This window comes from Anaerozeibacter quisquiliarum (assembly GCF_051162045.1).
Taxonomy (GTDB): Bacteria; Bacillota; Clostridia; order Christensenellales; family Aristaeellaceae; genus Anaerozeibacter; species Anaerozeibacter quisquiliarum.
On the sequence record NZ_JBISDI010000016.1, the window covers coordinates 1 to 23084 of the forward strand.

20 protein-coding genes are annotated in these 23084 nt (G+C 60.4%); 16 read left to right on the forward strand and 4 right to left on the reverse strand.

All coding sequences use genetic code 11. From position 1 onward, the window contains the following. Nucleotides 1-20: 20 nt before the first annotated feature. The 3 genes from ACH6CV_RS08675 to ACH6CV_RS08685 form a co-directional block, all read right to left on the reverse strand. Nucleotides 21-1925: an endonuclease MutS2 gene (locus tag ACH6CV_RS08675; RefSeq protein WP_456357787.1), complete on the reverse strand. Its 1905-nt coding sequence runs from the start codon at nucleotides 1923-1925 to the stop codon at nucleotides 21-23. Between the two features lie 259 nt (nucleotides 1926-2184). Then, entirely contained in the window at nucleotides 2185-3897 is a 1713-nt protein-coding gene (locus ACH6CV_RS08680; RefSeq protein ID WP_456357788.1) for a glutamine--tRNA ligase/YqeY domain fusion protein, read from the reverse strand. Between the two features lie 67 nt (nucleotides 3898-3964). Beyond that, nucleotides 3965-4945 (reverse strand): aldo/keto reductase, encoded by a 981-nt coding sequence (locus ACH6CV_RS08685; RefSeq protein WP_456357789.1) that lies wholly within the window; start codon nucleotides 4943-4945, stop codon nucleotides 3965-3967. A 138-nt stretch (nucleotides 4946-5083) separates the two neighbouring features. On the opposite strand from ACH6CV_RS08685, the gene ACH6CV_RS08690 reads away from it, so the two are divergent. The 11 genes from ACH6CV_RS08690 (at nucleotide 5084) to ACH6CV_RS08740 (ending at nucleotide 16258) form a co-directional block, all read left to right on the forward strand. Further along, on the forward strand, nucleotides 5084-5497 hold the full coding sequence (locus ACH6CV_RS08690) for an NUDIX domain-containing protein (protein WP_456357790.1): 414 nt from the start codon (nucleotides 5084-5086) through the stop codon (nucleotides 5495-5497). A 57-nt stretch (nucleotides 5498-5554) separates the two neighbouring features. Then, nucleotides 5555-6304, forward strand: a complete 750-nt coding sequence (locus ACH6CV_RS08695) for a YebC/PmpR family DNA-binding transcriptional regulator (protein WP_456357791.1) — start codon at nucleotides 5555-5557, stop codon at nucleotides 6302-6304. 1 nt (nucleotide 6305) lies between these two features. Next, entirely contained in the window at nucleotides 6306-6902 is a 597-nt protein-coding gene (locus tag ACH6CV_RS08700) for an SOS response-associated peptidase (protein ID WP_456357792.1), read from the forward strand. Nucleotides 6903-7088: 186 nt separating this feature from the next. Beyond that, nucleotides 7089-7637, forward strand: a complete 549-nt coding sequence (locus ACH6CV_RS08705; protein ID WP_456357793.1) for a TetR/AcrR family transcriptional regulator C-terminal domain-containing protein — start codon at nucleotides 7089-7091, stop codon at nucleotides 7635-7637. Nucleotides 7638-7779: 142 nt separating this feature from the next. After that, nucleotides 7780-9201 (forward strand): radical SAM protein, encoded by a 1422-nt coding sequence (locus ACH6CV_RS08710; RefSeq protein WP_456357794.1) that lies wholly within the window; start codon nucleotides 7780-7782, stop codon nucleotides 9199-9201. Nucleotides 9202-10326: 1125 nt separating this feature from the next. Continuing rightward, complete coding sequence (locus tag ACH6CV_RS08715; RefSeq protein WP_456357795.1) at nucleotides 10327-11073, forward strand: CPBP family intramembrane glutamic endopeptidase; 747 nt, start codon at nucleotides 10327-10329, stop codon at nucleotides 11071-11073. Nucleotides 11074-11663: 590 nt separating this feature from the next. Next, nucleotides 11664-12014, forward strand: coding sequence for an Asp23/Gls24 family envelope stress response protein (locus tag ACH6CV_RS08720; protein WP_456357796.1), 351 nt, complete (start codon nucleotides 11664-11666; stop codon nucleotides 12012-12014). A gap of 24 nt (nucleotides 12015-12038) precedes the next feature. Then, complete coding sequence (locus ACH6CV_RS08725; RefSeq protein ID WP_456357797.1) at nucleotides 12039-13676, forward strand: DAK2 domain-containing protein; 1638 nt, start codon at nucleotides 12039-12041, stop codon at nucleotides 13674-13676. Beyond that, the gene (recG, locus tag ACH6CV_RS08730) at nucleotides 13673-15676 is read left to right on the forward strand and encodes an ATP-dependent DNA helicase RecG (protein ID WP_456357798.1); all 2004 of its coding nucleotides are present in this window, start codon (nucleotides 13673-13675) and stop codon (nucleotides 15674-15676) included. The genes ACH6CV_RS08725 and recG overlap by 4 nt, the downstream gene beginning before the upstream one ends. A gap of 108 nt (nucleotides 15677-15784) precedes the next feature. Then, nucleotides 15785-15982 carry a small, acid-soluble spore protein, alpha/beta type gene (locus ACH6CV_RS08735; protein WP_456357799.1) on the forward strand — a complete coding sequence of 66 codons (198 nt, stop codon included), beginning with the start codon at nucleotides 15785-15787 and terminating at the stop codon, nucleotides 15980-15982. Nucleotides 15983-16036: 54 nt separating this feature from the next. Then, a complete protein-coding gene (locus tag ACH6CV_RS08740; protein WP_456357800.1) occupies nucleotides 16037-16258 on the forward strand; it encodes a small, acid-soluble spore protein, alpha/beta type in 222 nt (73 codons plus the stop codon). An 80-nt stretch (nucleotides 16259-16338) separates the two neighbouring features. Here the strand turns inward: ACH6CV_RS08740 and ACH6CV_RS08745 are convergent, their stop codons facing one another. Continuing rightward, entirely contained in the window at nucleotides 16339-16920 is a 582-nt protein-coding gene (locus ACH6CV_RS08745; RefSeq protein WP_456357801.1) for an RpiB/LacA/LacB family sugar-phosphate isomerase, read from the reverse strand. Between the two features lie 224 nt (nucleotides 16921-17144). Here ACH6CV_RS08745 and ACH6CV_RS08750 point away from each other — a divergent pair, with 224 nt between their 5' ends. The 5 genes from ACH6CV_RS08750 to ACH6CV_RS08770 all read left to right on the forward strand — a co-directional run bounded on the left by ACH6CV_RS08750 (nucleotide 17145) and on the right by ACH6CV_RS08770 (nucleotide 23082). After that, nucleotides 17145-18215 (forward strand): LacI family DNA-binding transcriptional regulator, encoded by a 1071-nt coding sequence (locus ACH6CV_RS08750; RefSeq protein ID WP_456357802.1) that lies wholly within the window; start codon nucleotides 17145-17147, stop codon nucleotides 18213-18215. A gap of 289 nt (nucleotides 18216-18504) precedes the next feature. After that, the gene (locus ACH6CV_RS08755; RefSeq protein WP_456357803.1) at nucleotides 18505-19482 is read left to right on the forward strand and encodes a sugar ABC transporter substrate-binding protein; all 978 of its coding nucleotides are present in this window, start codon (nucleotides 18505-18507) and stop codon (nucleotides 19480-19482) included. Between the two features lie 72 nt (nucleotides 19483-19554). After that, nucleotides 19555-20574, forward strand: a complete 1020-nt coding sequence (locus ACH6CV_RS08760; protein WP_456357804.1) for an ABC transporter permease — start codon at nucleotides 19555-19557, stop codon at nucleotides 20572-20574. A gap of 17 nt (nucleotides 20575-20591) precedes the next feature. Further along, complete coding sequence (locus ACH6CV_RS08765; RefSeq protein WP_456357805.1) at nucleotides 20592-22100, forward strand: sugar ABC transporter ATP-binding protein; 1509 nt, start codon at nucleotides 20592-20594, stop codon at nucleotides 22098-22100. After that, nucleotides 22093-23082 carry an ABC transporter permease gene (locus ACH6CV_RS08770; RefSeq protein WP_456357806.1) on the forward strand — a complete coding sequence of 330 codons (990 nt, stop codon included), beginning with the start codon at nucleotides 22093-22095 and terminating at the stop codon, nucleotides 23080-23082. The genes ACH6CV_RS08765 and ACH6CV_RS08770 overlap by 8 nt, the downstream gene beginning before the upstream one ends. The last annotated feature ends 2 nt before the right edge of the window (nucleotides 23083-23084 follow it).

The window sequence follows — 23084 nt, forward strand, 5'->3', positions numbered from 1 at the left end:
CGCCGGGTTGCGCGCCTTGCTCACGTTTCCCCGTCCTCATAGACGATAATCTGACTGGGATCGTGCCGTTTGCCCATCTGGTGGCGCGCCTTGCGGTTGGCCACCGTGTCGAAGATGATGGAGAAATCGTAGTCCGGCGGGTACAGTTCGGAGGCGGGCACCTGGAGCTTCAGGCGGTTGTGCTTGACCTTGCGCTTCTCCCCCTTGACCTGTACCACCACGTCGCCCTGCTCGTCGGCGGGGCGGTAGACGACGGCGGTCTCGCCGTCGGGCAGCACAATGACGCTGTCGCCCATGGCAAATTTCGCCGAGAGGTCGACGCCTTCGCGTACCGGCGCCCGCCGGATCAGGCGGCTCGCGGGCACCTGCATGGCCGCCGCGTCCGGTGCGCCGCCCGGGTATTCGCCGTACACCTCGTAATGCGCCCGCGCGAGCAGCTGCGGCGCGAGGCCCAGATGCCGGGCGATGCTGAGCGCGCAGCTCTCGCCGGTCTTGCCCATCTCGAGCCGGTAGAGCGGCCGCAGGCTGTCCCGGTCGAAGGCCATCCGCGCGCTCATCACGCCGTCGGTGTTGCTGGCGTAGGCCTTGACCTGCGGATAGTGGGTGGTCACGAGGAACATCCCGCCGCGCCGCCTGAGCTCCTCGAGGATCGCCACCGCGATGCCCATGCCCTCGGCCGGGTCGGTGCCGCTGCCCAGCTCGTCGAGCAGCACCAGGCTGTCCCGGCCGGCATGTTCGAGGATGTGGATCACGTTCGTCATGTGGCCCGAGAAGGTGGACAGGTTTTGCGAGATATCCTGGCTGTCGCCGATGTCGCACCAGTAGCCGTCCCGCATGGCGATGTAGCTGCCTTCCGCGCAGGGGATGTGCAGGCCGCACTGAGCCATCAGCGACATAAGCCCCACCGTCTTGATCGCCACGGTCTTGCCGCCGGTGTTGGGGCCGGTGATGATGATCCCGGACGTGCCTTCCTCCATCCGGCAGTCGAGCGGCACGCAGCTTTCTTCATCGAGCAGCGGATGGCGCCCCTTCCGGATGTCCAACCGCCGTTCCCCGCCGATGGCGACCGGCACGGCCTTCATGGCGGCGCTCAGCTTGGCCTTGGCGAACAGCACGTCCAGCACCTCCATGGCCTCCATGTTGCGGCGTATCGCGCCCGCGGATTCCGCCACCAACGCCGCGAGCGTGTAGAGGATGCGCCGCACCTCGGCGTCCTCCTCCAGGGCGAGGGCGCCCATGTCCTGCGAAAGCTTCGCGATCGCGGACGGCTCCATGAACACGGTGGACCCCTTGCCGGACGCCTCGATCACGGTACCGCCGAACTGGCCTTGGTACTTGCGCTGCACGGGCAGCACGTAGCGGCCCTGCCGCATCGTGATGTAGCCGTCGGACAGGTACTGCTTCCGGCTTTGGAGGATGTGGGACAGCTTCTCCTTGATCTGCGCCTCCACATGCTCCGCCTTGCGGCGGATGTGCCGGAGGGCCGGGCTGGCGTCGTCGCAAAGAGCCTCGCCCGCCACGCACCGCTCGATCTCCGAGCGCAGCGGCGACAGGTTTTCTATGCTCCGCCCATAGAGCGCGAGCTCCTCGCCCGAAGCCTCTCCCCGCTTAAGCCAGGCGGCCATCCGCTTACAGGACTCGGCAAACCGGGCCACATCGCCCAACTGCTCCGGGATCAGCATGCCGCCCGCCTCGGCCAGCGCGACGGCTTCGTCGAGCCCCGTCATCAGCGAGAGCGGCGGCGAGCCCAGTTGATCCAGCAGCCCTCGCGCGGCGGTGGTCTCGGCCATCTTGCGAACGCAGATGTCCTCGCTCAAATAGGGTGTGAGGCCGTCCAGCTTATCCTTTGCCCGCTGGGACAGGGCGTGTTCCTTGAGCTTGTCGATGATGGCATAAAACTCCAACGCGGCGTAATGTTGATTCATTTGGATCGACTCCCTTCACAAAGCGCTGCCCTGTGAACACAAAAAAGCGCAGTTGCCCACTGCGCTGAAAGACAAACGAAAGAGGCGCTTCACAAAGTCGCTTCCGCGGTCGTTTCACAAGGCGCTTGGGCGCATAAAACCACAGGCCGAGCCTGTCATGCGTGCCAATATTCCCTTAGAAACCGACCGACACCAACACACCTCCCGCCGTTATTGCGATTGCCAGCATAGCATGGAATCGCCGGGTTGTCAAATGAATTTAATTACGCGCCACCTTGGCCCAGGTATCCTTGAGCGGCACGATCCGGTTGTAGACCGGCTTGCCCTCGGACGAATCGGGGTCCTTGCAGAAGTAGCCCATGCGCAGAAACTGGAACCGCGCGCCCACCGGGGCTTCGGCGATCGCGGGCTCAACCAGCGCGTCCGGCATCACGGTCAGGCTGTTCGGATTCAGGCGATTGATGAAGTCCGCAGCATTGGAGGCGGTCTCTTCCACTTCCTCGGCTTCCGGGTCCGGCGCCTCGGCGGCCTCGTACTCGTCCAGCAGGATCGGCTCGTACAGCCGCACCTCGGCGGGCCGCGCGTCTGCTTCGCCGACCCAGTGCAGCGTGCCCTTGACCTTGCGGTTCGCGCCTTCCTCGCCCGAGCGGCTGTTCAGGTCGACCGAGCACGAAAGTTCTACGATCTCGCCCGAGGCGTCCTTCACGACCGCCTCGCACTTGATGATGTACGCGCCCTTGAGCCGCACTTCGCGCCCGGGCGCGAGCCGGAAGAACTTGCCCGGCGGATTCTCCATGAAGTCTTCGCGCTCGATGTAGCACACCTTCGAAAACCTGACCGTACGCTCGCCCATCTCGGGGTGGTCGGGGTGGTTTTCCATCGTCAGCTCGTCCACCCGCCCCTCGGGCCAGTTGGTGAGCGTCACTTTCAGCGGGTTCAACACCGCCATCGCGCGCGGGGCCTCGCTCCCCATCGCCTCGCGTACGCAGGCTTCGAGCAGCGCGCCGTCCACCGTGGAGTCGGCCTTCGCGACGCCCACCCGCGCGAGGAAATCCTTGATCGCCTCGGGCGTGTAGCCGCGCCGCCTCATGGCGACCAGCGTGGGCATGCGCGGATCGTCCCAGCCCGACACGTATCCTTCCTCCACGAGTCTGCGCAGGTGGCGCTTGCTCATCACCGTGCGCGTGATGTTCAGCCGCGCAAACTCGATCTGGCGCGGCGGATGCGCAAAAGCGGCCTGTGCGACCATCCAGTCGTACAGCGGGCGGTGGATCTCGTACTCGAGCGAGCACAGCGAGTGGGTGATGCCCTCGATCGCGTCCTGCAGCGGGTGCTGGAAGTCGTACATCGGGTAGATGCACCATTTGTCGCCGGTCTTGTGGTGGTGGTGGCGCAGGATGCGGTACAGCGTCGGATCGCGCATCAGCATGTTGGGCGAGGCCATGTCGATCTTGGCGCGCAGCACGCGGCTGCCGTCGGGAAATTCGCCCGCGCGCATGCGCCGGAACAGGTCGAGGTTTTCTTCGACCGAACGGTCTCGGTAGGGGCTGTTTACACCCGGCGTCTTGAGCGTGCCGCGATTTAACCGCATCTCCTCGCTCGTTTGGTCGTCTACATAGGCCACGCCCTTTTCAATCAGGAGGCACGCGATCTCATACAGCTTTTCAAAGAAATCGGACGCGAAGTACAGTTTGTCCCAGTGAAAACCCAGCCACTCAATGTCCTTTTGGATGCCCTCGACGAACACCGTGTCCTCCTTGGTCGGATTGGTGTCGTCAAAGCGCAGGTTGCACGAACCCGAGTATTTTTCGGCAATGCCGAAGTCGATGCACAGCGCCTTCACATGGCCGATGTGCAAAAAGCCGTTAGGCTCGGGCGGGAAACGGGTCTTTACGCGGTCGAACCGCCCCGACCGCAGGTCCTCGTCGATGAATTCCTCAATAAAATTGCTTGCGCGCCCGTACTCCTCCACACGCCCGGCCTCCTTTGGTTTCAGATAGGTGGTATTATACCACGGCAGCCCTGTAAATAACAACCGTTCAATCGGCGATCAGCCCGGTCAATTCCGACAGGCGCGCCATATGCGCCTCGGTCAGGCGCGCGTCCGCGGCTTCGGACAGCGCGCGCGCCTGCGCGACGCTCGACACGCCGACAATCGGATGCGCGGCAAAAGCGGCCTGGTTGGTCAGGTAGGCGATCGCCACCGTGCCAACGCCGAGGCCCGTCTCCCGCGCGATGTCCCGCGCCGCGTCGTACAGGCGCAGGTTGTCCTCCCTCAGATAGCGCGCGCGCGCCTTGTCGCTCAGCGCGCCCTCGCCGCCCCGTTCCAGCTTGGCAAAGAAACCCTTGGCCTGCGCGGTGTAGGGCACACAGGGCATGCGGCTGTTCGCGTGCCAGCGGTACAGATCCCCGTCCATCTGAACGAGCGTTGCGTCGGCCAGGCCCTCGGCCCGCGCCATGCTCCACATCGGCTGATCGGCGCAGAAGTAGGGCAGGTCGGTCCTAAACGACACGCTCCACGCCTCGCGCAGCCGCGCGCCCGTCCAGTTGGACGCGCCGACCGCGCGCACCTTCCCTTGACGGATGAATCCCGCGAGCGTTTCGAGGATGTCCTCGATCGGCCGCGCCGTATCGTCGCGGTGCAGCCAGTACAGATCGATATAGTCGGTACCCAGCGCGCGCAGGCTCGCCTCCAAATCGGCCGTCAGGCCGGCCTTGTCAAGCCGCCCCTCGTGCATGCGCTCCGGTTGCGGGTGGCCGCCCTTGGTGGCGATCACCTTCCGGTCGCGGTTGCCCCGCGCGCGCAGCCACGCGCCGATCACCTTTTCCGACGCGCCCATGCCCGTGGACGCCCATGCCCCGTAGATGCGCGCGGTGTCGATGAAGTTGCCGCCGATCGCGTCGAACGCGTCCATCACCTCGAAGCTGTCCCGCTCGTTAAGCTCCGCCCCAAAGTTCATCGTACCCAGGCACAGCGCGCTGAGTTCCCTGTCCAGCGCGTCCAGTCGCCGCATCATCATGGTTGTCGCCCCCTATGCTTTCCTGCCATTGTATCACATCTTCTCCCGGGCGCAAAGCGTTTCGCGGCGCTTGATTTTGGGGATATACTATGCTAGGATGGTGTCAGGGGCAAATCATCAGGAAGGTGGTTGGCGCTTATGATCTTTCGCGATTGCGCGGGCGGCGTGGTATTCTTTGAGGACAGGGTGTTCTTGCTCCGCAACGACAAGCATGAGTGGGTGCTGCCCAAGGGGGTCGTCCGGGACAAGCGGCTCAAGCAGGACGTGGCGCTCGAGCGGGTGCGCAAGGAAGCCGGGATCGAGGCCGAAATCATCTCTCCCGCCGGCGAAACCAGCTACGAATTCTATTCGATGACGCGCCACCAGCCGGTGTGCAACCGCATCACCTGGTACGTCATGCGCGCAAATTCCGCGCTCTACCGGATCGCGTTTGAGCAGGGCTTCACCGACGGCGACTACTTCCCGATCGACGAGGCGCTGGAGCGCGTGACCTACAGCCAGGACAAGGCGCTGGTGTCGGTCGCGCACGAGAAATACCGCAGTCAGTTTTGACAACCTCCATCCCGGTGTGATATGATACAGTATCTTGTTCATGCGGGGGGCGTATCTATGTCCGGACACAATAAATGGTCCACGATCAAGCACAAGAAGGAAAAGACCGACGCGCAGCGCGGCAAGATCTTCACCAAGATCGGGCGCGAAATCGTGATCGCCGTGCGCGAGGGCGGCGGCGGCGACCCCTTGGTCAACGGCAAACTGCGCGACGTGATCGCCAAGGCCAAGACCGCCAATATGCCCAATGACAACATCCTGCGCTCGATTAAGAAGGCCGCGGGTGAGGGCGAGGGCGCGAACTACAAGGAGATGGTCTACGAAGGCTACGCGCCGGGCGGCGTGGCCGTGATCGTGGAGATGGTGACCGACAACCTCAACCGCACGGCTTCCGAGGTGCGCCACATCTTCGACAAGTGCGGCGGCTCGCTGGGCGCGACCGGCTGCGTGTCCTGGATGTTCGAGCGCAAGGGCGTGATCGAGCTGGACAATGCGAAAGGGCTCGACGAGGAAGAGCTGATGATGCTGGCACTGGACGCAGGCGCGGCCGACGTCGAGGTCGAGGAAGACGTCGCCATTGTCTATACCGACCCCAACGAGTTCTCCGCCGTGCGCGAAAACCTCGAGAAGGCCGGCTGCTCCTTCCTGTCGGCCGAGCGCGCGATGGTGCCCACCAACACGGTGGACGTCACCGACGCCGAGACAATCGCCAAGGTCGTCAAGCTGATCGATTGGCTTGAGGATTACGAAGACAGCCAGGGCGTGTACCACAACGCCAATTTGCCGGAGGACGCTGAGGAAGACTGACATGTGCGGTCGATACCTGGTTGATTTTGACGCGCCGGCGTTGCGCGGCATCATTGCTACGCTGGCGCGTTTGGGGGACGCGCCCGTGAAAGCCGGCGAGGTGTGCCCGTCGGACCGCGCCGCGGTGCTGACCGCGCTCGGCCCCCGCGCCATGCGGTGGGGCTTCCCCATGGAGGGCCGCCGCCCGGTGATTAACGCACGCGCCGAGACCGTGCGTGAACTGCCGATGTTTGCCCGCGCGCTTGCAGAGCGCCGGGCCGCGGTGCCCGCGCGCGGCTTTTATGAGTGGCGGCGCGAAGGCGGCCGGATCAGGCGCAAGCTGCTGTTCGAGTTGCCGGGCGAAGAAATTCTGTACCTTGCGGGCATGTACGACGACTTTGCGGCCGGCGGACAGGCGGAGCCCCGGTTTGTGATCCTGACCACCGCCGCCAACGAATCGATGGCCGCTTACCACGACCGCATGCCGGTGCTGCTGCGCCAAACGGAGGTGCCCCTCTGGCTGAGCGGCGGCGCGTTCGTCGCGCAGGCGCTTGGACGCGTACCCTTCCCCCTGTCGGTCAGGCCGGCGGACGGCATCGAACAACTGCGCCTGTTTTGAGATCAACCATCTCATACCAATGAAGAACATGAATGCGTCCAAAGCGGCGAGCGGTTTTTTCGCCATGCAAGGAGCCGGAGCGAGCCGTAGCGGCGCTGCGGTGAGCGGAGGGCGACGCAGCGGAACGGAAAAAGATCCGGCGCGACGACGGATTTATGTTCGGAATGGGTATCAGGAGGGATCGCCATGTCGAAGCCCGAGCTGACAAAACAGCTGCTCGCGAGCACCTTGAAGAAACTTGCGTCGGGCAAGCATTTGGACAAGATCAGCATCAGCGAGATCGTGGCCGCGGCCGGGTTGAACCGCCAGACGTTTTACTATCACTTTCAGGACAAGCAGGAACTGATCTGCTGGATCTTCGACACCGATATCGCGCGCATCATGGACGAGCACCGGGACAGCAAGGTGCTGAACAACCTCGCCGAGTACTTCTATTCGGGGAAGGATTTTTACACCGACGCGCTCACCTCGAAGGTGCAGAACAACCTGCGCGATCACCTGTACGAGGTCTGCCACGACTACTGCATCGACGAGATCCTGCTGGCGATCGGCGGCCGGACGATCGACGAAGAGGCCATCAACCTGTTCGCGCGGATGTTCACCAACGCGATCGTGGGCACGCTGGTCCAGTGGGTGCAGGAGGGCATGAAGACCGACCACGTCAAATTCCTGGCCGATTACGCGCCCATCCTCGAAGAATACCTCGCGCTGGCCGTAAGCAAATGTGCCGAGTAAACGAGGTCTTATAGACAATCCTATATCGTTTGTATGAAAACCGGACAAAGCGCTTTTGTTGATGATTTCGGCATGATCCCGATCATGTTAAGGTAAGATGTACGGATGTCGCTTCCAAGCGGCATCGGAAAGAGGTCATATCATGAGCGAGAAGACGGTATGGGAAAACGTGCAGGCATTCGGCATCAAGCAGGCACTGCATTATATGGACAGCAACCCCGACGCCAACATCCCTAAGCTGCTGGACTGGTTCGACAAGCTGGACAAGTCAGGCAGCATGAAGGGACAGCGTCAAGCCGCCCATGCGGCCATCGACGACCCCGGCAACAACTGGTATCGGCTGATCAAGAGCCTCTGGTCGGATGTCGATTCGGAAGTGCGCAAGACCCTGTTTGAGAATCTGGTCGTGAACGCCACCTTCATCGGCGGTCAGCGCCAGAAGAAAAACCAGGAAAAGCACAACTGCAACATCCCCTGGGCGATCCTGATGGACCCTACCTCGGCCTGCAATCTGCACTGCACGGGTTGCTGGGCGGCTGAGTACGGCAATGCGATGAACATGGATTACGAAACGCTGGATTCCATCATCCGCCAGGGCAGGGAACTGGGCACCTATATGTACATCTACTCGGGCGGCGAGCCGCTCGTGCGCCGGCGCGACATCATCCGGCTGTGTGAGCAACACGGCGACTGCATGTTCATGGCCTTCACCAACGGCACTTTGATCGACGAGGAATTCACCGACCAGATGCTGCGGGTTAAGAACTTCGTGCCCGCCATCAGCATCGAGGGCTACGAGGCCGAAACCGACGACCGGCGCGGCGCGGGCACCTACAAGGCGGTCATTCGCGCCATGGATATCCTCAAGCGCAAGAAGCTGCTGTTCGGCGCGTCGCTGTGCTACACCAGCAGGAACGCCGAGACCATCGGCAGCGAGGCGTACATCGACCACCTGATCGACATGGGCTGCAAGTTCGCATGGCTGTTTACCTACATGCCGGTCGGCGCGAGCGCGCCCACCGAACTGCTGGCCAGGCCTGAACAGCGCGAGTACATGTACCGCCAGATCCGTGCATTCCGTGAGACCCGCCCGCTGTTCACGATGGACTTCTGGAACGACGGCGAGTACGTCAAGGGCTGCATCGCGGGCGGGCGGAACTACCTTCACATCAACGCGAACGGCGACATCGAGCCCTGCGCCTTCATCCACTACTCCGATTCCAACATCCGCGAAAAGACGCTGCTCGAGGCGTATCAGTCGCCGCTGTTCATGCGGTACCGCGAAGGCCAGCCCTTCAACCAGAACCACCTGCGCCCCTGCCCGCTGCTCGACAACTACGGCCGTCTGGCGGAGATGGTTCACGCATCGGGCGCTCATTCCACCGACCTGGCCGCGCCGGAGGACGTGGATTCGCTGTGCGGCAAGTGCAAGGGAGCGGCCGAGCGCTGGACTCCGGTCGCCGATCGGTTGTGGCGCGCTTCCCGCCAAAGCGAAATGTGCCAAAGCGAAATGTGCCAAAGCGAGGTGTGTCACAGCAAGATGTGCCAAAGCGTTGGCGGGTGAGGGTCGCCTTCGCGATGAAACCGACGCCCGCGCCTGTTTCAAGCATTCCGGGGGATGTGGTTATCGGCCCGAACAACCACGCATTGAATCGATAAAGGCGCGCCCCGAAACGTGTGGAGCTCAGAATCCGGCGGGGCATCCTCCGCCGGCAGATTCGTAAGGAAACGGCGGAGCATCCGTTCGGGACGGTCAAGCGGTACGGCGGCGCGCACTACTTTCCTGTGCCGGGGCAGCGAAAAGGCGTCCGAATCAATCAGCGCTTACCCAGGTAACCGCCGATCAAATCCCACGCGCGGTGGCGGCTGCCTTTGCGCCATCTTGCGCCTGCAAAACCCTCGACGTAGCGCCGCTACGCCTTCAGATGTTGCAAGCGCAATCTGACGAAAATTCGGCGCGCCACCGCACGCGTGCTTTAATCAGCGCTTACCTGGATTACCGGACAGATGGGTAAGGAGTGACCGGCCGGGGATTGACCGTTCAAGGAGTTGACAAGGGGCCTCCGCCGCCATGTGGGGGTCGGCGAAGGGTCGGCCCCATGAGAGGGGAACCGCCCCCGCGGGGAGTTTGACATGGCGGCCACTCCATGGAAACCCACGCGTCAAACTTCCTACCGGGCGCCTCAAAACAGCAGGGCGGGTTCTCCATGTCCGGAATACGGAGGGAATTCGACGAAGACTTCAGGAAGAACGCGGTAAAGCCAGCCATGGCCTTGTTCTGCCGCTGCCGCAGGGATCGCTCAGCATTTTATATCTGCTGACCGTAGGGTCCACCGCAGTCGGCGCAGACCGGTTCGGCAGCAAAAAAGAGATATCTTTTGAAAACCTATTGCAATCCAAGAAGCGATATGGTATATTATTAACGAACGTTAGGTAGCTCGGTGTTTGATATGGTGGGAAAAGGCTTAAGAGATAGATTAAAGAAGTAGCGGTAGAGCATTTCAATAGCAATGGCTATCATGGAACAACGATCCGCAACACAGCACGCGATTGCGCGAACATTAGTGCGTCTATTGGAGGCATTGATATCAAACATGACGAAATAAGAAAACATACTCAATATCAGAAAGTAGATGAAGAATATATGAGGTCGTTAATCAAGCGTGACTGCTGCGGAGTCGAAGGTGTCATGAAAACAGAAGGGAAACAAGTAGGTTGGAAAGCCGTGTTGTTATACGGGGCGGTTGTTTTGCTGTTGCTTGTTTTTCAGGAAGCATTGGGCAAGGTGGGGGGCATTGTCGCCGATTTACTCCCCTGTGAGGGGTTTGACCCCTACAAAGCCTATACTTGGATCTCCATTCACCATATAACGGAGATGTTCCTTGCCTTGGCCGTAGCCTTGATGTTAAGTAAGCTTTTAAAGACTGATTTCGGTTTCGGCTTTGGGGACTGGAAAAAAGGAACCAAATATGCGGCGCTGTATACCATGATATTTTCGGGGGTCACACTCGCTGTCCATATACTTATGCTGATAAACAACTCATTACCGGTATATGACTTCCCGTTGGATACAAGAAATATTCTTGGAACGCTGGGCTTTCAATTGCTCTTAAGCGGACCGGCTGAGGAGATTTTGTACCGGGCGCTCCCCATAACAATGCTCATGTATGTGTTGGGGAAAAGCGTAAAAGTTAAGTGGGGCGTTACGCTGGAAACAATCATTGCCTCCTTCTTGTTTGCAATTGCCCATATGAAGTGGTCTTTGTTCCCGTTTGTTATTGAAGCGGACTCTTTCCGCCTGTTATATGCGTTTTCGCAAGGCATTATTATGGGCAAGGCATACCAGGACAGTCGAAGCGTGATATATCCGATGTTCATGCACAGCATCAGCAATGTACTGATGGTCGGAACAGGTTACTTGTTTCTATTGCTATAGGACGGGCGTTGCTTGGGGCAATCGTAATTATTGAGCGGTTGAGGGCTGGGCCGGTAAAAACTGCTGAATTCTTCTCGAAGACAATGACAACCATACGCCAGATACAGAAAATGGAGCTTATAATAAAAGGGCCGTCAACAGGAAATCGGATAAAAAGCTAAGGCAACACCGCACAACACGGGAATTGTCGGTGCGATATCTATCGATATCCAAAGCCGCATACCCATGCTGCGTTTTTTGTCGCGCTGGGAACCGGATCTGGCCAGCAAGCCCCGCTTGTCGGCCTGATCCGGTTCCCGGCGCGAACATCATATTCGGTGGTAAGGTCCCATAAGTTGCGCAAACTGGTTTTTGACAGTACGGGTCCCAAAGGAGGGACAGGGGCGGCATCATCTGGCAGAATGAAGTGGAAAAGCAACATTCGGGAGCAGACGCAGGCCATGCCCGATGAGATTATGCAGCCAAATGTGAGCGTGTAAAAGTTTTTGCCGGGTTCGTAAGACCCAAAAGTACCTTGCGCGCCGCGCCAAAACAAGGTATACTAATGGGCACAGCGCGAGGCTGTGGGCTTCGCTATGGGAGGAACGTCTATGGATTGCAAGTTCAAAACGGAGCTGGGCACGGTGACGGTGGCGGAGGATATCCTGCTCAAGGTGGCGGGGTATTCGGCGCTGGAATGCTACGGCATCGTGGGCATGGCGTCCAAGCGGACCACCGACGGCATCGTGCAGCTGCTGGGCCGAGAGAACCTGGGCCGGGGTGTGCGCGTGCGCGCGGCGGGCGAGAGCGTGGACGTGGATCTGTACATCATCGTGGAGTACGGCATCTCGATCAGCGCCGTGGCCGATACCATCATCGATACCGTGAAATACAAGATCGAACACCTCACCGGCATCAAGGTGGGCAAGGTGAACGTGTCGGTGGAAGACATCCGCGTGTAACGGGCGGGTGCGGGAGGGATTGTTTTGTTAAAGACCATCGACGGCATGATGCTCAAGGAGATGTTTGCCTCCGGCGCGGCGCTGGTGGAGCGAAACCGCGCGAGCATCGATGCGCTCAACGTGTTTCCTGTGCCCGACGGCGACACGGGCACCAATATGTCGCAGACCATCACGATGGCGGTCAAGGAACTGAACGCGCTGGGGTTTCCCACCGTATCGGAAGTCGCGGGCAGCATTGCCAAGGGCGCGCTCAAGGGCGCACGCGGCAACTCCGGCGTCATCCTGAGCCAGATCCTGCGCGGCTTCTCTCGCGCGCTTGAGGGCGCGGACGACATGAACGCCGAACTGTTCGTGCGCGCGCTGCGCATGGGCGCGGATACCGCCTACAAGGCGGTCATGAAGCCCAAGGAGGGCACGATCCTGACCGTGGCGCGCGTGATCGCCGAGACGGTCGAGCGCCCTGAGAACGCCACCTCCGATTTGATGGCGATCATGGAGCTGGTCATAAGCGCCGGCAACGAAATCCTCAAGCGCACGCCCGACATGCTGCCGGCGCTCAAGCAGGCCGGCGTGGTCGATTCGGGCGGCAAGGGGCTCATGACCATGTACGCCGGCTTCCTGGCCGCGCTCAAGGGCGAGCCGATCGAGGAGGTCGAGGCCGGGGCCGTCGCGGGCCGGGCGGCGGGCGAGTTCGTGGACGACCACGCATCGCTCGAGGAGATCACCTTCGCCTACTGCACCGAGTTCATCGTGTCGCACCCGCGTCCGGATATGAAGGACTCGGAGGTGGCGAAGCTTAGGCGCCGGCTCGAGCGCATCGGTGACTGCGCGTTGGTGGTGGGCGACCTCGAGGTCGTCAAGGTGCATGTGCACACCAACGACCCCGGCAAGGCGCTGCAAATGGCGCTGGAGCTCGGCGAGTTGGATTTCATCAAGATCGACAACATGCTCGAGGAGTTCCGCGAGCGGCAGGCGCAGCGCAGGGCCGCGCAGGAGGCCGAGCCCAAGGAGTTCGGCATCGTGGCGGTGGCCTTGGGCCCCGGGCTGAACGACATCTTCACCGACCTTATGGTAGACAAGGTGGTCGACGGCGGGCAGACGATGAACCCCTCGATCGACGATCTGTATCAGGCCATCGAAGCGACGAACGCCCGGCAGGTGTTCGTGCTGCCCAACAACACCAACATCATCCTGGCCGCGCGGCAGGCGGCCGAGCTGACCGACAAGACGGTATACGTGCTGCCCACGAAGTCGGTGCCCATGGGCATCGCGGCGGCGATTGCGTTCATGTCCGACCGCTCGGGCGAGGAGAACGCGCGCATCATGCAGGAGGCCGCCGAGCGGGTGCATACCGCCTCGATCACCTACGCCGTGCGCGACACCACCTTCGACAACCGCGAGATTCACGAGGGCGACATCATGGCGCTGGTCGACAACCGGATCGCGCTGCTCGGACAGTCGGTCGACGAGGTGGCGGTCGAGGTGCTGTCCACGATGGTTACCGACGACACCGAGATGATCTCGATCTACCACGGCGAGGACATCAGCGAAGAACAGGCCGCCGCGCTCGAAGCGCTGCTCAACGAGGCCTACGGGCATTGCGACGTGGCCGTGTACAAGGGCGGGCAGCCGCTGTACTATTACCTGATCGCGGTGGAATGATGGATTTTCCGCTTTCCGAAATCAAGGGCATCGGCCCGCGACGACAGAAGGCGCTAAAGGCGGCCGGTATTGATACCGTCCGCCGACTTTTATTGCGCCTGCCGGTCGACTACCGCGATTTGAGCGAGGTAAGGCCGCTGGCGAACCTGTCGGCGGGCGACGTGGCGGCGGTCGAAGTGTGGATCCGCGGCGCGGTGTCGGCGCGCTATTACAAGGGGCTGCACATTACGCGCGCACGCGTGACCGACGGAAGCGATGTTATGCCGGCGGTGTGGTTCAACCAGCCCTGGCTCAAGGGGAAGCTCAACAAAGACGAGCCGCTGCTGCTGTACGGCAGGGTAGAGGCCAAGGGCGGCGGCCTGCAACTGACCAGCCCCAGCTTCGAGCGCGAGAAGGCGCTGATCCCGGTGTATGCGCAGGTAGCGGGCGTACCCGCGAACGTGCTGCGCGACGCCGTGCGCGCGGCGCTTGGGCTGTGCGAGGGGCAGTGGCCCGACGAGCTGCCCGAATCGCTTCGGTTCCGGCATGGCCTGTGCGAGCGCAACTTTGCGATGCGTGAGGCGCATATCCCGACCGGGCGCGAGGCGCTCATTGCGGCCCGGCGGCGCCTGGCGTTCGAGGAATTGCTGCTCTACCAGGTGGCGCTGGGGCTGATGCGCGGCGGGCGCGGGGCAGGCGTGGCTGTCGATTGCGCGGACGCGTGGCTCGACGAGTATTGGGCCGCAAATCCCTTTCCGCCGACCGGCGCGCAGCAAAGGGTGCTCGGCGAGGTGGCGCGCGACCTGCGCGCGCCGCAGGCCATGGCGCGGCTGGTGCAGGGCGACGTGGGCTCGGGCAAGACCGCGATCGCGCTGGGCGCGCTGTACCTGGTCGCGCGCGCCGGCTTTCAGGGCGCGCTGATGGCCCCCACCGAGGTGCTGGCGCAGCAGCACTACGAGAGCGCGAAGGCGCTGCTGGGGTCGCTGGGCATCACCTGCGGCCTGCTCACGGGCAGCTTGCCCGCCGCCCGCAAGAGGGCGGCGCATGAGGCCATCGCGAGCGGGGCGTGGCGGGTGGCGATCGGCACCCACGCGCTGATTTCCGAAGCGGCCCGTTACGAAAATCTGGGGTTGGTCATCACCGACGAGCAGCACCGCTTCGGTGTCAGGCAGCGCACGGCGCTGTCGCAAAAGGGCATATCGCCCAACGTGCTCGTGATGTCGGCCACGCCCATTCCGAGGACGCTCTCGCTGATCCTGTACGGCGACCTCGACGTGTCGGTGGTCGACGAGCTGCCGCCCGGCCGCTCGCCGGTCAAGACGCGCCTCGTGCCCGAGGACAAGCGAGCGGGCCTGTACGGCTTTTTGCGCGCGCAGATCGCGCAAGGGCGGCAGGTGTACGTGGTGTGCCCGCTGGTCGAGGACAGCGAGGCGCTCGAGGCCAAGTCGGCGCAGGCTACGTACGAGGCGCTCGCGAACGGGCCGCTTGCGGGCCATCGGATCGCGCTGGCGCACGGGCAGATGAAGCCGCGCGAACTGGAAGCCGTATTGTCGGATTTCCGCAGCGGCAAGCTATCGGTGTTGGTCGCCACCACCGTGGTGGAGGTGGGCGTCAACGTGCCCAACGCCAGCGTGATGGTGATCGAGAGCGCCGAGCGCTTCGGCCTCGCGCAATTGCATCAGCTGCGCGGCCGGGTCGGGCGCGGCGCGTATCAGTCGTGGTGCTTCCTGATGGCCGAGGCGGGCGGCAAACTGAAACTGCTGACCGAGACATGCGACGGCTTCAAAATCGCCGAAAAGGACCTCGAAATCCGGGGCGCGGGCGACCTGTTCGGCTACCGCCAATCGGGCCTGGCGATAGGCGGTCTGGGTGCGCTGGCGTCCGACATGCGTCTATTGGAAGAGACGCACGAAGCGGCGCGCGCGCTCATGCGCGAGCGCGAATCGGAGGAGGCGCGGCAAGTGATCGCGCTCGCTCGCACGGCTTTTGAAAAACGATTCCATGAGGTCGCGATGAATTAGGGGCGCGCAAGCCCGTTTGGTTTCAGGTACAATTTTGAAACAAAAAGCTACCAGTCTATTTTCCCCGGGCGCGGTCAAAATAGTTTCAGACTCGTTCGGGAGGTGAAAATGATGAGCAGCAGGAATCGGGTCAATATCCCCGAGGCTCGCCAGGCGCTGGACAAGATGAAGTTCGAAATCGCCGGCCAGTTGGGCGTGAACCTGAAGCAGGGCTACAACGGCGATCTCACGTCTCGTGAGAACGGCTATGTCGGCGGCTACATGGTTCGCAAGATGATCGAAGACTACGAAAATGCCCACAAGTAAGCAAGGGCAGTTTGCCCGCCCAAGACGACTCAATAGCAAGGGAGTGTAAGCAAAATGGCGAACAACAGTGGCAACAACAAGATCAACATCCCGGAAGCGCGCCAGTCCATGTACAATATGAAGCATGAAGTGGCTAGCGAACTGGGCGTTAACCTCAAGCAGGGCTATAACGGCGATCTGACCAGCCGCCAGGCCGGTTCGATCGGCGGCTCGATGGTCAAAAAGATGATCGAGGCCCAGGAGCGCTCGATGAGCGGCCAGCAGCCGATGCGCTAACGACCGGTAAATGACGGGGCGTCCCCGACAAAGGCTTCCGTATGCCAGCGGCAGACGGAAGCCTTTGGCTTGGTCGCAGTTTATTTGGCCGATTTGGGGCGCTCGTTGATTAAGCCTTCGAGCGGGTAGTCGCCCAGGCGCTTCACCTCAAAGCCGTTGCGCTTAAACTCCTCATAATCAAAGGTGTCGAGCTCGTCGTAAGCCAGCTTATGGAACTCGAAGAAGTTGGGCCACCACTCGTAGCCGTCGCCCAGGTTGTGGTTCAGGAAGGCGTCGGCCATCTCAATACCCATCTGGGGCGCGACGTAGAACGCGCCCATCGCCAGCACATTGCAGCCGTTGCCGGTGATGGCGCGCAGGGCCGCCGGTACGCTTTCGCATACGGCCGCCTGCACATGCGGGCACTTGTTGGCGGCCAGGTGAATGCCCATGCCGGTGCCGCAGAACAGCAGCGCGCGCTCAAACTCGCCCTCGGCAATCTTCGCGCCCACCTTGAGCCCAATTCGGTGGAACATCTCGGGGTTCTTCTCGCCCTCCGTCCTGACGCCGATGTCGGTGATCGTCCAGCCCTTTCCGCGCAGATACGCGCACACCGCTTCCTTCAGCGGGAAGCCGGCGGAATCCGCGCCGACCAGTACCTGTTTGTCCTTCACGGTTTTCATGGCAATGTTCCTCTCTTGTTGTGATGGGATAACGACCAAAATTGAACACTTTGATTGTAATACGGAAAATTTGTTTGCACAAGGGATTCGCGTGTGCGTCCACGCAAATCGATGGAATTTAACAATTGGCGCCTGCCTTGACAAAGGCTGCCGGGTGGATTACAATAAATATGATCGGTTTATTATGGGGTGCTTATGCTCATAGAAAAGGGGAATGGCGTTGGATGAGCAGGGTGACGATTGAGACGATCGCGCGGGCATCGAAGGTTTCAGTAGGGACGGTGGATCGCGCACTTAACGGCAGAGGGCGCATAAACGAGGAGACCAAGCGCAATATTCTGCGCATCGCGGAAGAGATGGGCTATCGCCCCAACAAGATTGCAAGCGCGCTGGGCCGCCAGCGCAAGATCAACATCGCCGTCATCACCCCGCGCAACCCTCATTTTTTTTATAAATACATCCGCTTGGGCGTGCTGGACGCGGAGAGCGAGTTTGCGGATTACGGGCTCAATGTGGAACACGTTTTGTGTGAATCGCTCGAGGTGGAGGAGCAGATGCGCGTGCTCGGCGGATTTGATTTCACGTGCTTGGACGGCGTGGCGATCAACGCAGGCGGCGACGCGCTCGCGCCCCAGATCAACCGCATTGTCGATTCGGGCGTACCGGTGGTCACATTCAACTCCGACGCGAAGGGTAGTAAGCGCCTGGTCTTTGTGGGCGAAAACTCCTACAAATCGGGGCAGATGTCCGCCGATGTGATGGGCAGATTTTTGCATGGAAAGGGCAAGGTGGGCGTGTTCACCAGCTTTTTTCATCCGGGTTCCGCAATGGACAGGCGCAACGGTTTTTGCGATGTGATCCGCGAATGCTACCCGGACATTCAGATCGTGGTGTCTGAAACCTACAAGGACGACTATGAAATCGCGTTTCGTGCGTTTGCGGCTGCGATGCAAAGGTACCCCGACCTCGACGGCGCATTTTCCAATTCCGCGACCGGCTCACTCGCGCTCGGTGATTATGTGGCCAACCACCCCCTGCCCAAGAAGCCGGTGCTGATCGGCTACGACGTGACCCAGCAGGTCGAACAATACCTGAAGCAGGGCATCTGCGACATGATCATCGACCAGGAACCGCGCAGGCAAAGCTACCTCGCCGTCACGCTGCTGTTTAAGCATCTTTCCCAGCGCTGGATGCCTCAAAGCGCCGAGCTCGAGATCCGTTCAAAGATCGTCATGCGTTTTAACGCCGCGGACCACTCCATTATGCAGGCGGCGGGGGATGCGATTTTGCTATAGATTTGGGCTGTTTAGCTATATTCCCGAGCCGTAGGTCGTTAATAATTGTGAATTATTGTCGAAAATAATACAATTTCCTGTTTTACATTGACAAGGGCGGCGAAAGTAGCTATGATATGATTGTGTTGTCGGGGATCCGATTTCTTTATTGGGGATGTGCGTGTACGCTAACGCAAAGACCGTTTGTGATCTGCGTCGCGCAAATTTTTTCTCGCTTGCGTGGGCGCACACGCTTCCGCGGATTTGGTTTTGCCCTGCGTGGGGCAATAAATAAAGGGAGGTACGTATCATGAAGAAGATTCTCGCCCTGGCGCTTCTGTTGCTGATTGCAGCGACGATCATTCCCGCATCGGCGGAGACTTACAAGGTTGGCCTTTCGATGGACGACCTGGATACCGAGTTCTGGCAAGGCAACTACAAAGCGATCTACGACAAGGCCGGGGAAATGGGCGTTGAGATCGTCGAGGCCATCGCGGGCGGTGACGCGAACGTGCAGAACGAACAGATTTCGCAGTTGATCGCAAAGGGTTGCCAGGCGATCATCTGCGCTGCGGCAGATTCGGTGGCGATCGACGCGGCCATCGAAGAGTGCAACGACGCGGGCGTGTACATCATTATGGACAACCGTCCCACGACGGGCGAGGCGAAGCCTTCGGCGCAGATCCTGTCGGACAACTACCAGATGGCCTACGACGAGATGACCTGGCTAATCGGCTACGCAAAGGCCAACGACATCAAGTTTGAAAACGCGATCATGCTGATTGGCGACTTGGGCGACGAGAACGCGATTCAGCGCCGCGACGGTTTCAAGGCCGCGATTGAGGCCGATCCGGGCTACGTCAACGTCGTGATCGACGTGCCGACCGAATGGAAGCACGAGGTGGCGCTGGCCGGCCTTCAGAATGCGCTTCAGGCGTATCCGAACGTCGACTTGATCATCACGCCGTCCGACTTCTTGTGGACGCCCATCCAATCCTCGCTCGAGCAGATCGGCAAGTGGGCCAAGCGCGGCGAGGAGAACCATGTCGCAGTGATTTCCTTTGACGGCGACGTCAATGGAATGCAGATGCTCAAGGACGGTTACAACTGGGCCAACGCGGCGCAAGGCGCGGTGGGACAGGGCCATATGTGCGTCGAGGCGGCAGTGTCGCTGATCAAGGGAGAGACCCTGACCGAGAGCGACACGATCGATCCGGGCATCATTGCCACCTTCGAAAACCTTGACCAGGTTGCCGCGTTGGTTTGGGGTTGGGCGGGCGTCAAGTAAGCTGAAGGAGCAGACCTTTTCAGGGGGAGCCGGTGATCCGGCTCCCCTGTGAAAAATGAAGGGGGCGAAGCTGTGAACAGAAAAATGTCCGGGCGAAGCGCGGCAAGACTTCAGCGCTTTGTGGCCGACAACGCGATTCTTTTTATCTGGATCATCTTTTTCGTCTACGCATTGATCTTTGTCGAGGGCTTTGGCTCCTGGTACAACCTGAACAATTATCTTAAGGACTGCGCGCCGCTGCTGGTTGTGGCGTGCGGATTGACGGTGGTCACGCTCAACGGCGGCATTGATTTTTCCACAACATCGGTCATTTCGCTGGTCAGCACGATCGGCGCCTATATACTGGTTCGCACCCGGTTGGCGGGCAGCGCGTGGGCCATTGTGGCGGCACTTTTGGCCGGCGTGGCGATCGGTGTCGGCGTGGGCACGATGAACGGCCTGGCGGTTTCCCGGCTTAAAATGCCCTCGTTCGTGGCGACGCTGGCGACCAAGCTGGTGTTCTCCGGCATCGCGGTGTGGTTTGGCAGCATTTATTACGACAAAATCTCATTGGGGGGGCTCCCCAAGGGCTTTACCGCGATCGGCGGCAAGGGCGACTGGTTTTACGTGCCGCTGGTGATCGCGGCGGTGGTGTTTCTGATCACATACTGGCTTTTGAACAAGACGCAGTTTGGGCGGCGCGTGTATGCAGTGGGCGTCAATCCCCACACCGCGCAGGTGTCCGGCATCCCGGTACGCAAAATTATCTTCATCGAAATGCTCTATTGCGGCCTGCTGGCAGGCGTGGCGGGGCTGATGTACACCGCCAAAAACGGTTCGGGTGTGACCACGCTGGGTGACAACATGTTCATCAACATCGTGGGTGCGGTCGTGATTGGCGGAACCAACCCGTCGGGTGGCTTCGGTTCGGTCAAAAAGACGCTGTACGGCGTGCTGTTTCTAATCCTGCTGAGCAACATGCTCAACCTGCTGGGCGTTCATTACACGCTATACGACGCGGTCAAGGGGGTATTCATCATGATTGCCGCCGGGCTGGAGCTTGTGACGCGCCGTATGAGCGTTAGGGCGGCGGCCCGTGCGCTGAAGGAATAGGAGAGGAGGCGTTCCGAATGCAGGAGGTTGTTCTGCAGCTAAAAGATATTCGCAAGGAGTTTTACGGTGTCGAGGTGCTGCACGGCGTCAGCCTGACCTTCAAAAAGGGCGAAATCCATGGACTGGTGGGCGAAAACGGCGCGGGCAAATCCACGCTGATGAATGTGATCGGCGGCGTTTTCGCACCCGAGAGCGGCACGATGACGCTGGGCGGCAAGCCGTATAACCCGGTCACGCCCAAGGATGCCCGCGCGTCGCGCATCGCGTTCATTCATCAGGAACTGAACCTGTTTTCAAACCTGACCGTCGCCGAGAACCTGTACATTGATAACTTGCCCAAGACCAGAACCGGCGCGGTCAATTTCCGTTTTATGAATGCGCAGGCCAAGAAGAAGCTGGGCGATCTGGGCGTTCAGATCAGCCCGCGCGCAGTGGTTGAGAGCCTGCCGATGGGTGTGAGGCAGACGGTCGAGATCATCAAGGCGCTGCTGATGGACGCGCAGATCATCCTATTCGACGAGCCGACCACCTCGCTGTCCCAAAAGGAAAAGGACTTCCTGTTTGGCATCATCCGGGGACTTCGGGAGAAGGGCGTTACGGTCGTGTACATCTCGCACATCCTCGAGGACGTATTTTCGTTGTGCGACGTGGTGTCGGTGCTGCGCGACGGCAGCATGATCGACGACATCGAGAAGAAGGACCTCGACCGCGACAGGATTGTCTCGTTGATGGTGGGGCGCAAACTGGAAAAGATCTATCCATCCGTGCAAAAGCAGATCGGTGCACCGCTGTTCTCGGTCGAGCACATGTATGCGCCGCCGGCGGTTCAAGACGTATCGCTTACGCTTAATGAAGGCGAAGTGTTGGGTATTTTTGGGCTGATGGGCGCGGGCAGGACCGAGTTTGTGCGCGCGCTGTACGGACTTGATCCGATGACGAGCGGAGAGATTACCTTCCGTGGCAAGCGCACAAAGGGAATGACGCCCGAAAGGTGGATTGCCGAGGGCATGGCGTTCATCTCGGAGGACCGGCGCAAGGAAGGGCTGCTCATGCCCAAGCCGGTCGAGGACAACCTGGTGCTGGCAAAGCTGTCCGACATGGTGCGCGCCCTGGGCCTAATCAAGAAGCGCGATGTGGCATCGCTCGCCGATCAGATTATCCGCGATTTTAGCATCAAGGTGGCAGATAAGCAGCTCCAGTTGGCCAGCAATCTGTCGGGCGGCAACCAGCAAAAGGTCGTCATCGGCAAATGGCTGGCGCGCAAACCCCGAATGCTGATCATGGACGAGCCGACGCGCGGCGTCGACGTAGGCGCAAAGTACGAGATCTACACGCTGATGCTGGAGCTGGCGAAATCCGGTTCAGGCATCCTGTGCATATCGTCGGAGATGGAGGAGCTGATCGGCATCTGCGACCGGATTCTGATCATGTGCAACGGCAAGATCACCGGAGAAGTGTCCCGGAGTGAATTCGCCGCCCAAGCCATTATGGAGCACGCACTGACGGGAGGACAAGGCCATGCCTGAAACCAAGCGGAGGGGCTTTTCCTTTGACTTCATTGTCAAATACGGCGTTTACTCGATCTTTGTGATGATGTTTGCCGTGTTTTCCTACGGCAACAAGAACTTCCTGACGGCAAACAACATCCTGCTGCTGCTCCAGCAGAGCGCGCCGCTGCTGTTGGGCGTAATCGGCATGGCGTTTGTCATGATGGATGGAGGCATCGATATTTCAGCCGGTTCGAATATGTATCTGTCGGCTGCCGTAGGCGCGTTGGTGATCCAGCACATGTCGCAGGGTGGTGTCGAGGTGGCCTCGTTTGGCTCATATGCCCTGATCCTGCTGGTGGCGCTGCTGGTGGGTGCGCTCATCGGGCTGATCAACGGCTTTTTCATCGCGCGCATGAAGATGCTGCCGTTCATTGTGACGCTGATCATAACCAGCATCGCCCGCGGACTGGGCATGTTCCTGACCGACGCGAAGCTGATCATCTTGAACACGATGGGCTTCAAGCTGACCGATAAGACGTTTCTGGGCATTTCGGTGCTGATTTACTTTGCGCTGATCGGCGTGGCGGTGTTTCATTACGTGATGCGCTACACCTCGTTTGGCTGCCAACTCAAGGCGCAGGGCAACAACCACGAGGCGGCGATCAAGCTGGGCATCAACACGAGGCGCAACACGATGGTCGCCTATGTCATCTGCGGCGCGTTGTGCGGGTTGGCCGGCATTCTGTCCGCGGGTGCAAACGGCTCTGTCCCCAGCTCCTTTGCAGACGGCAATGAATTCATCATCATTCCGGCGGCGGTGCTGGGCGGCATTTCGCTGTTTGGAGGCAAGGGCACGATCTTCCCAGGATCGATCATTGGGATCCTGTTGATCTACACGATCGTCAACGGGCTGACGATGATGGCGGCGAATCCCTACATATATACGATTGTGCGGGGCCTGATCATCTTCCTGGCGGTCATGGTGGACAGCATGAACTATAAAGGAGAGCTCAGGTAAGG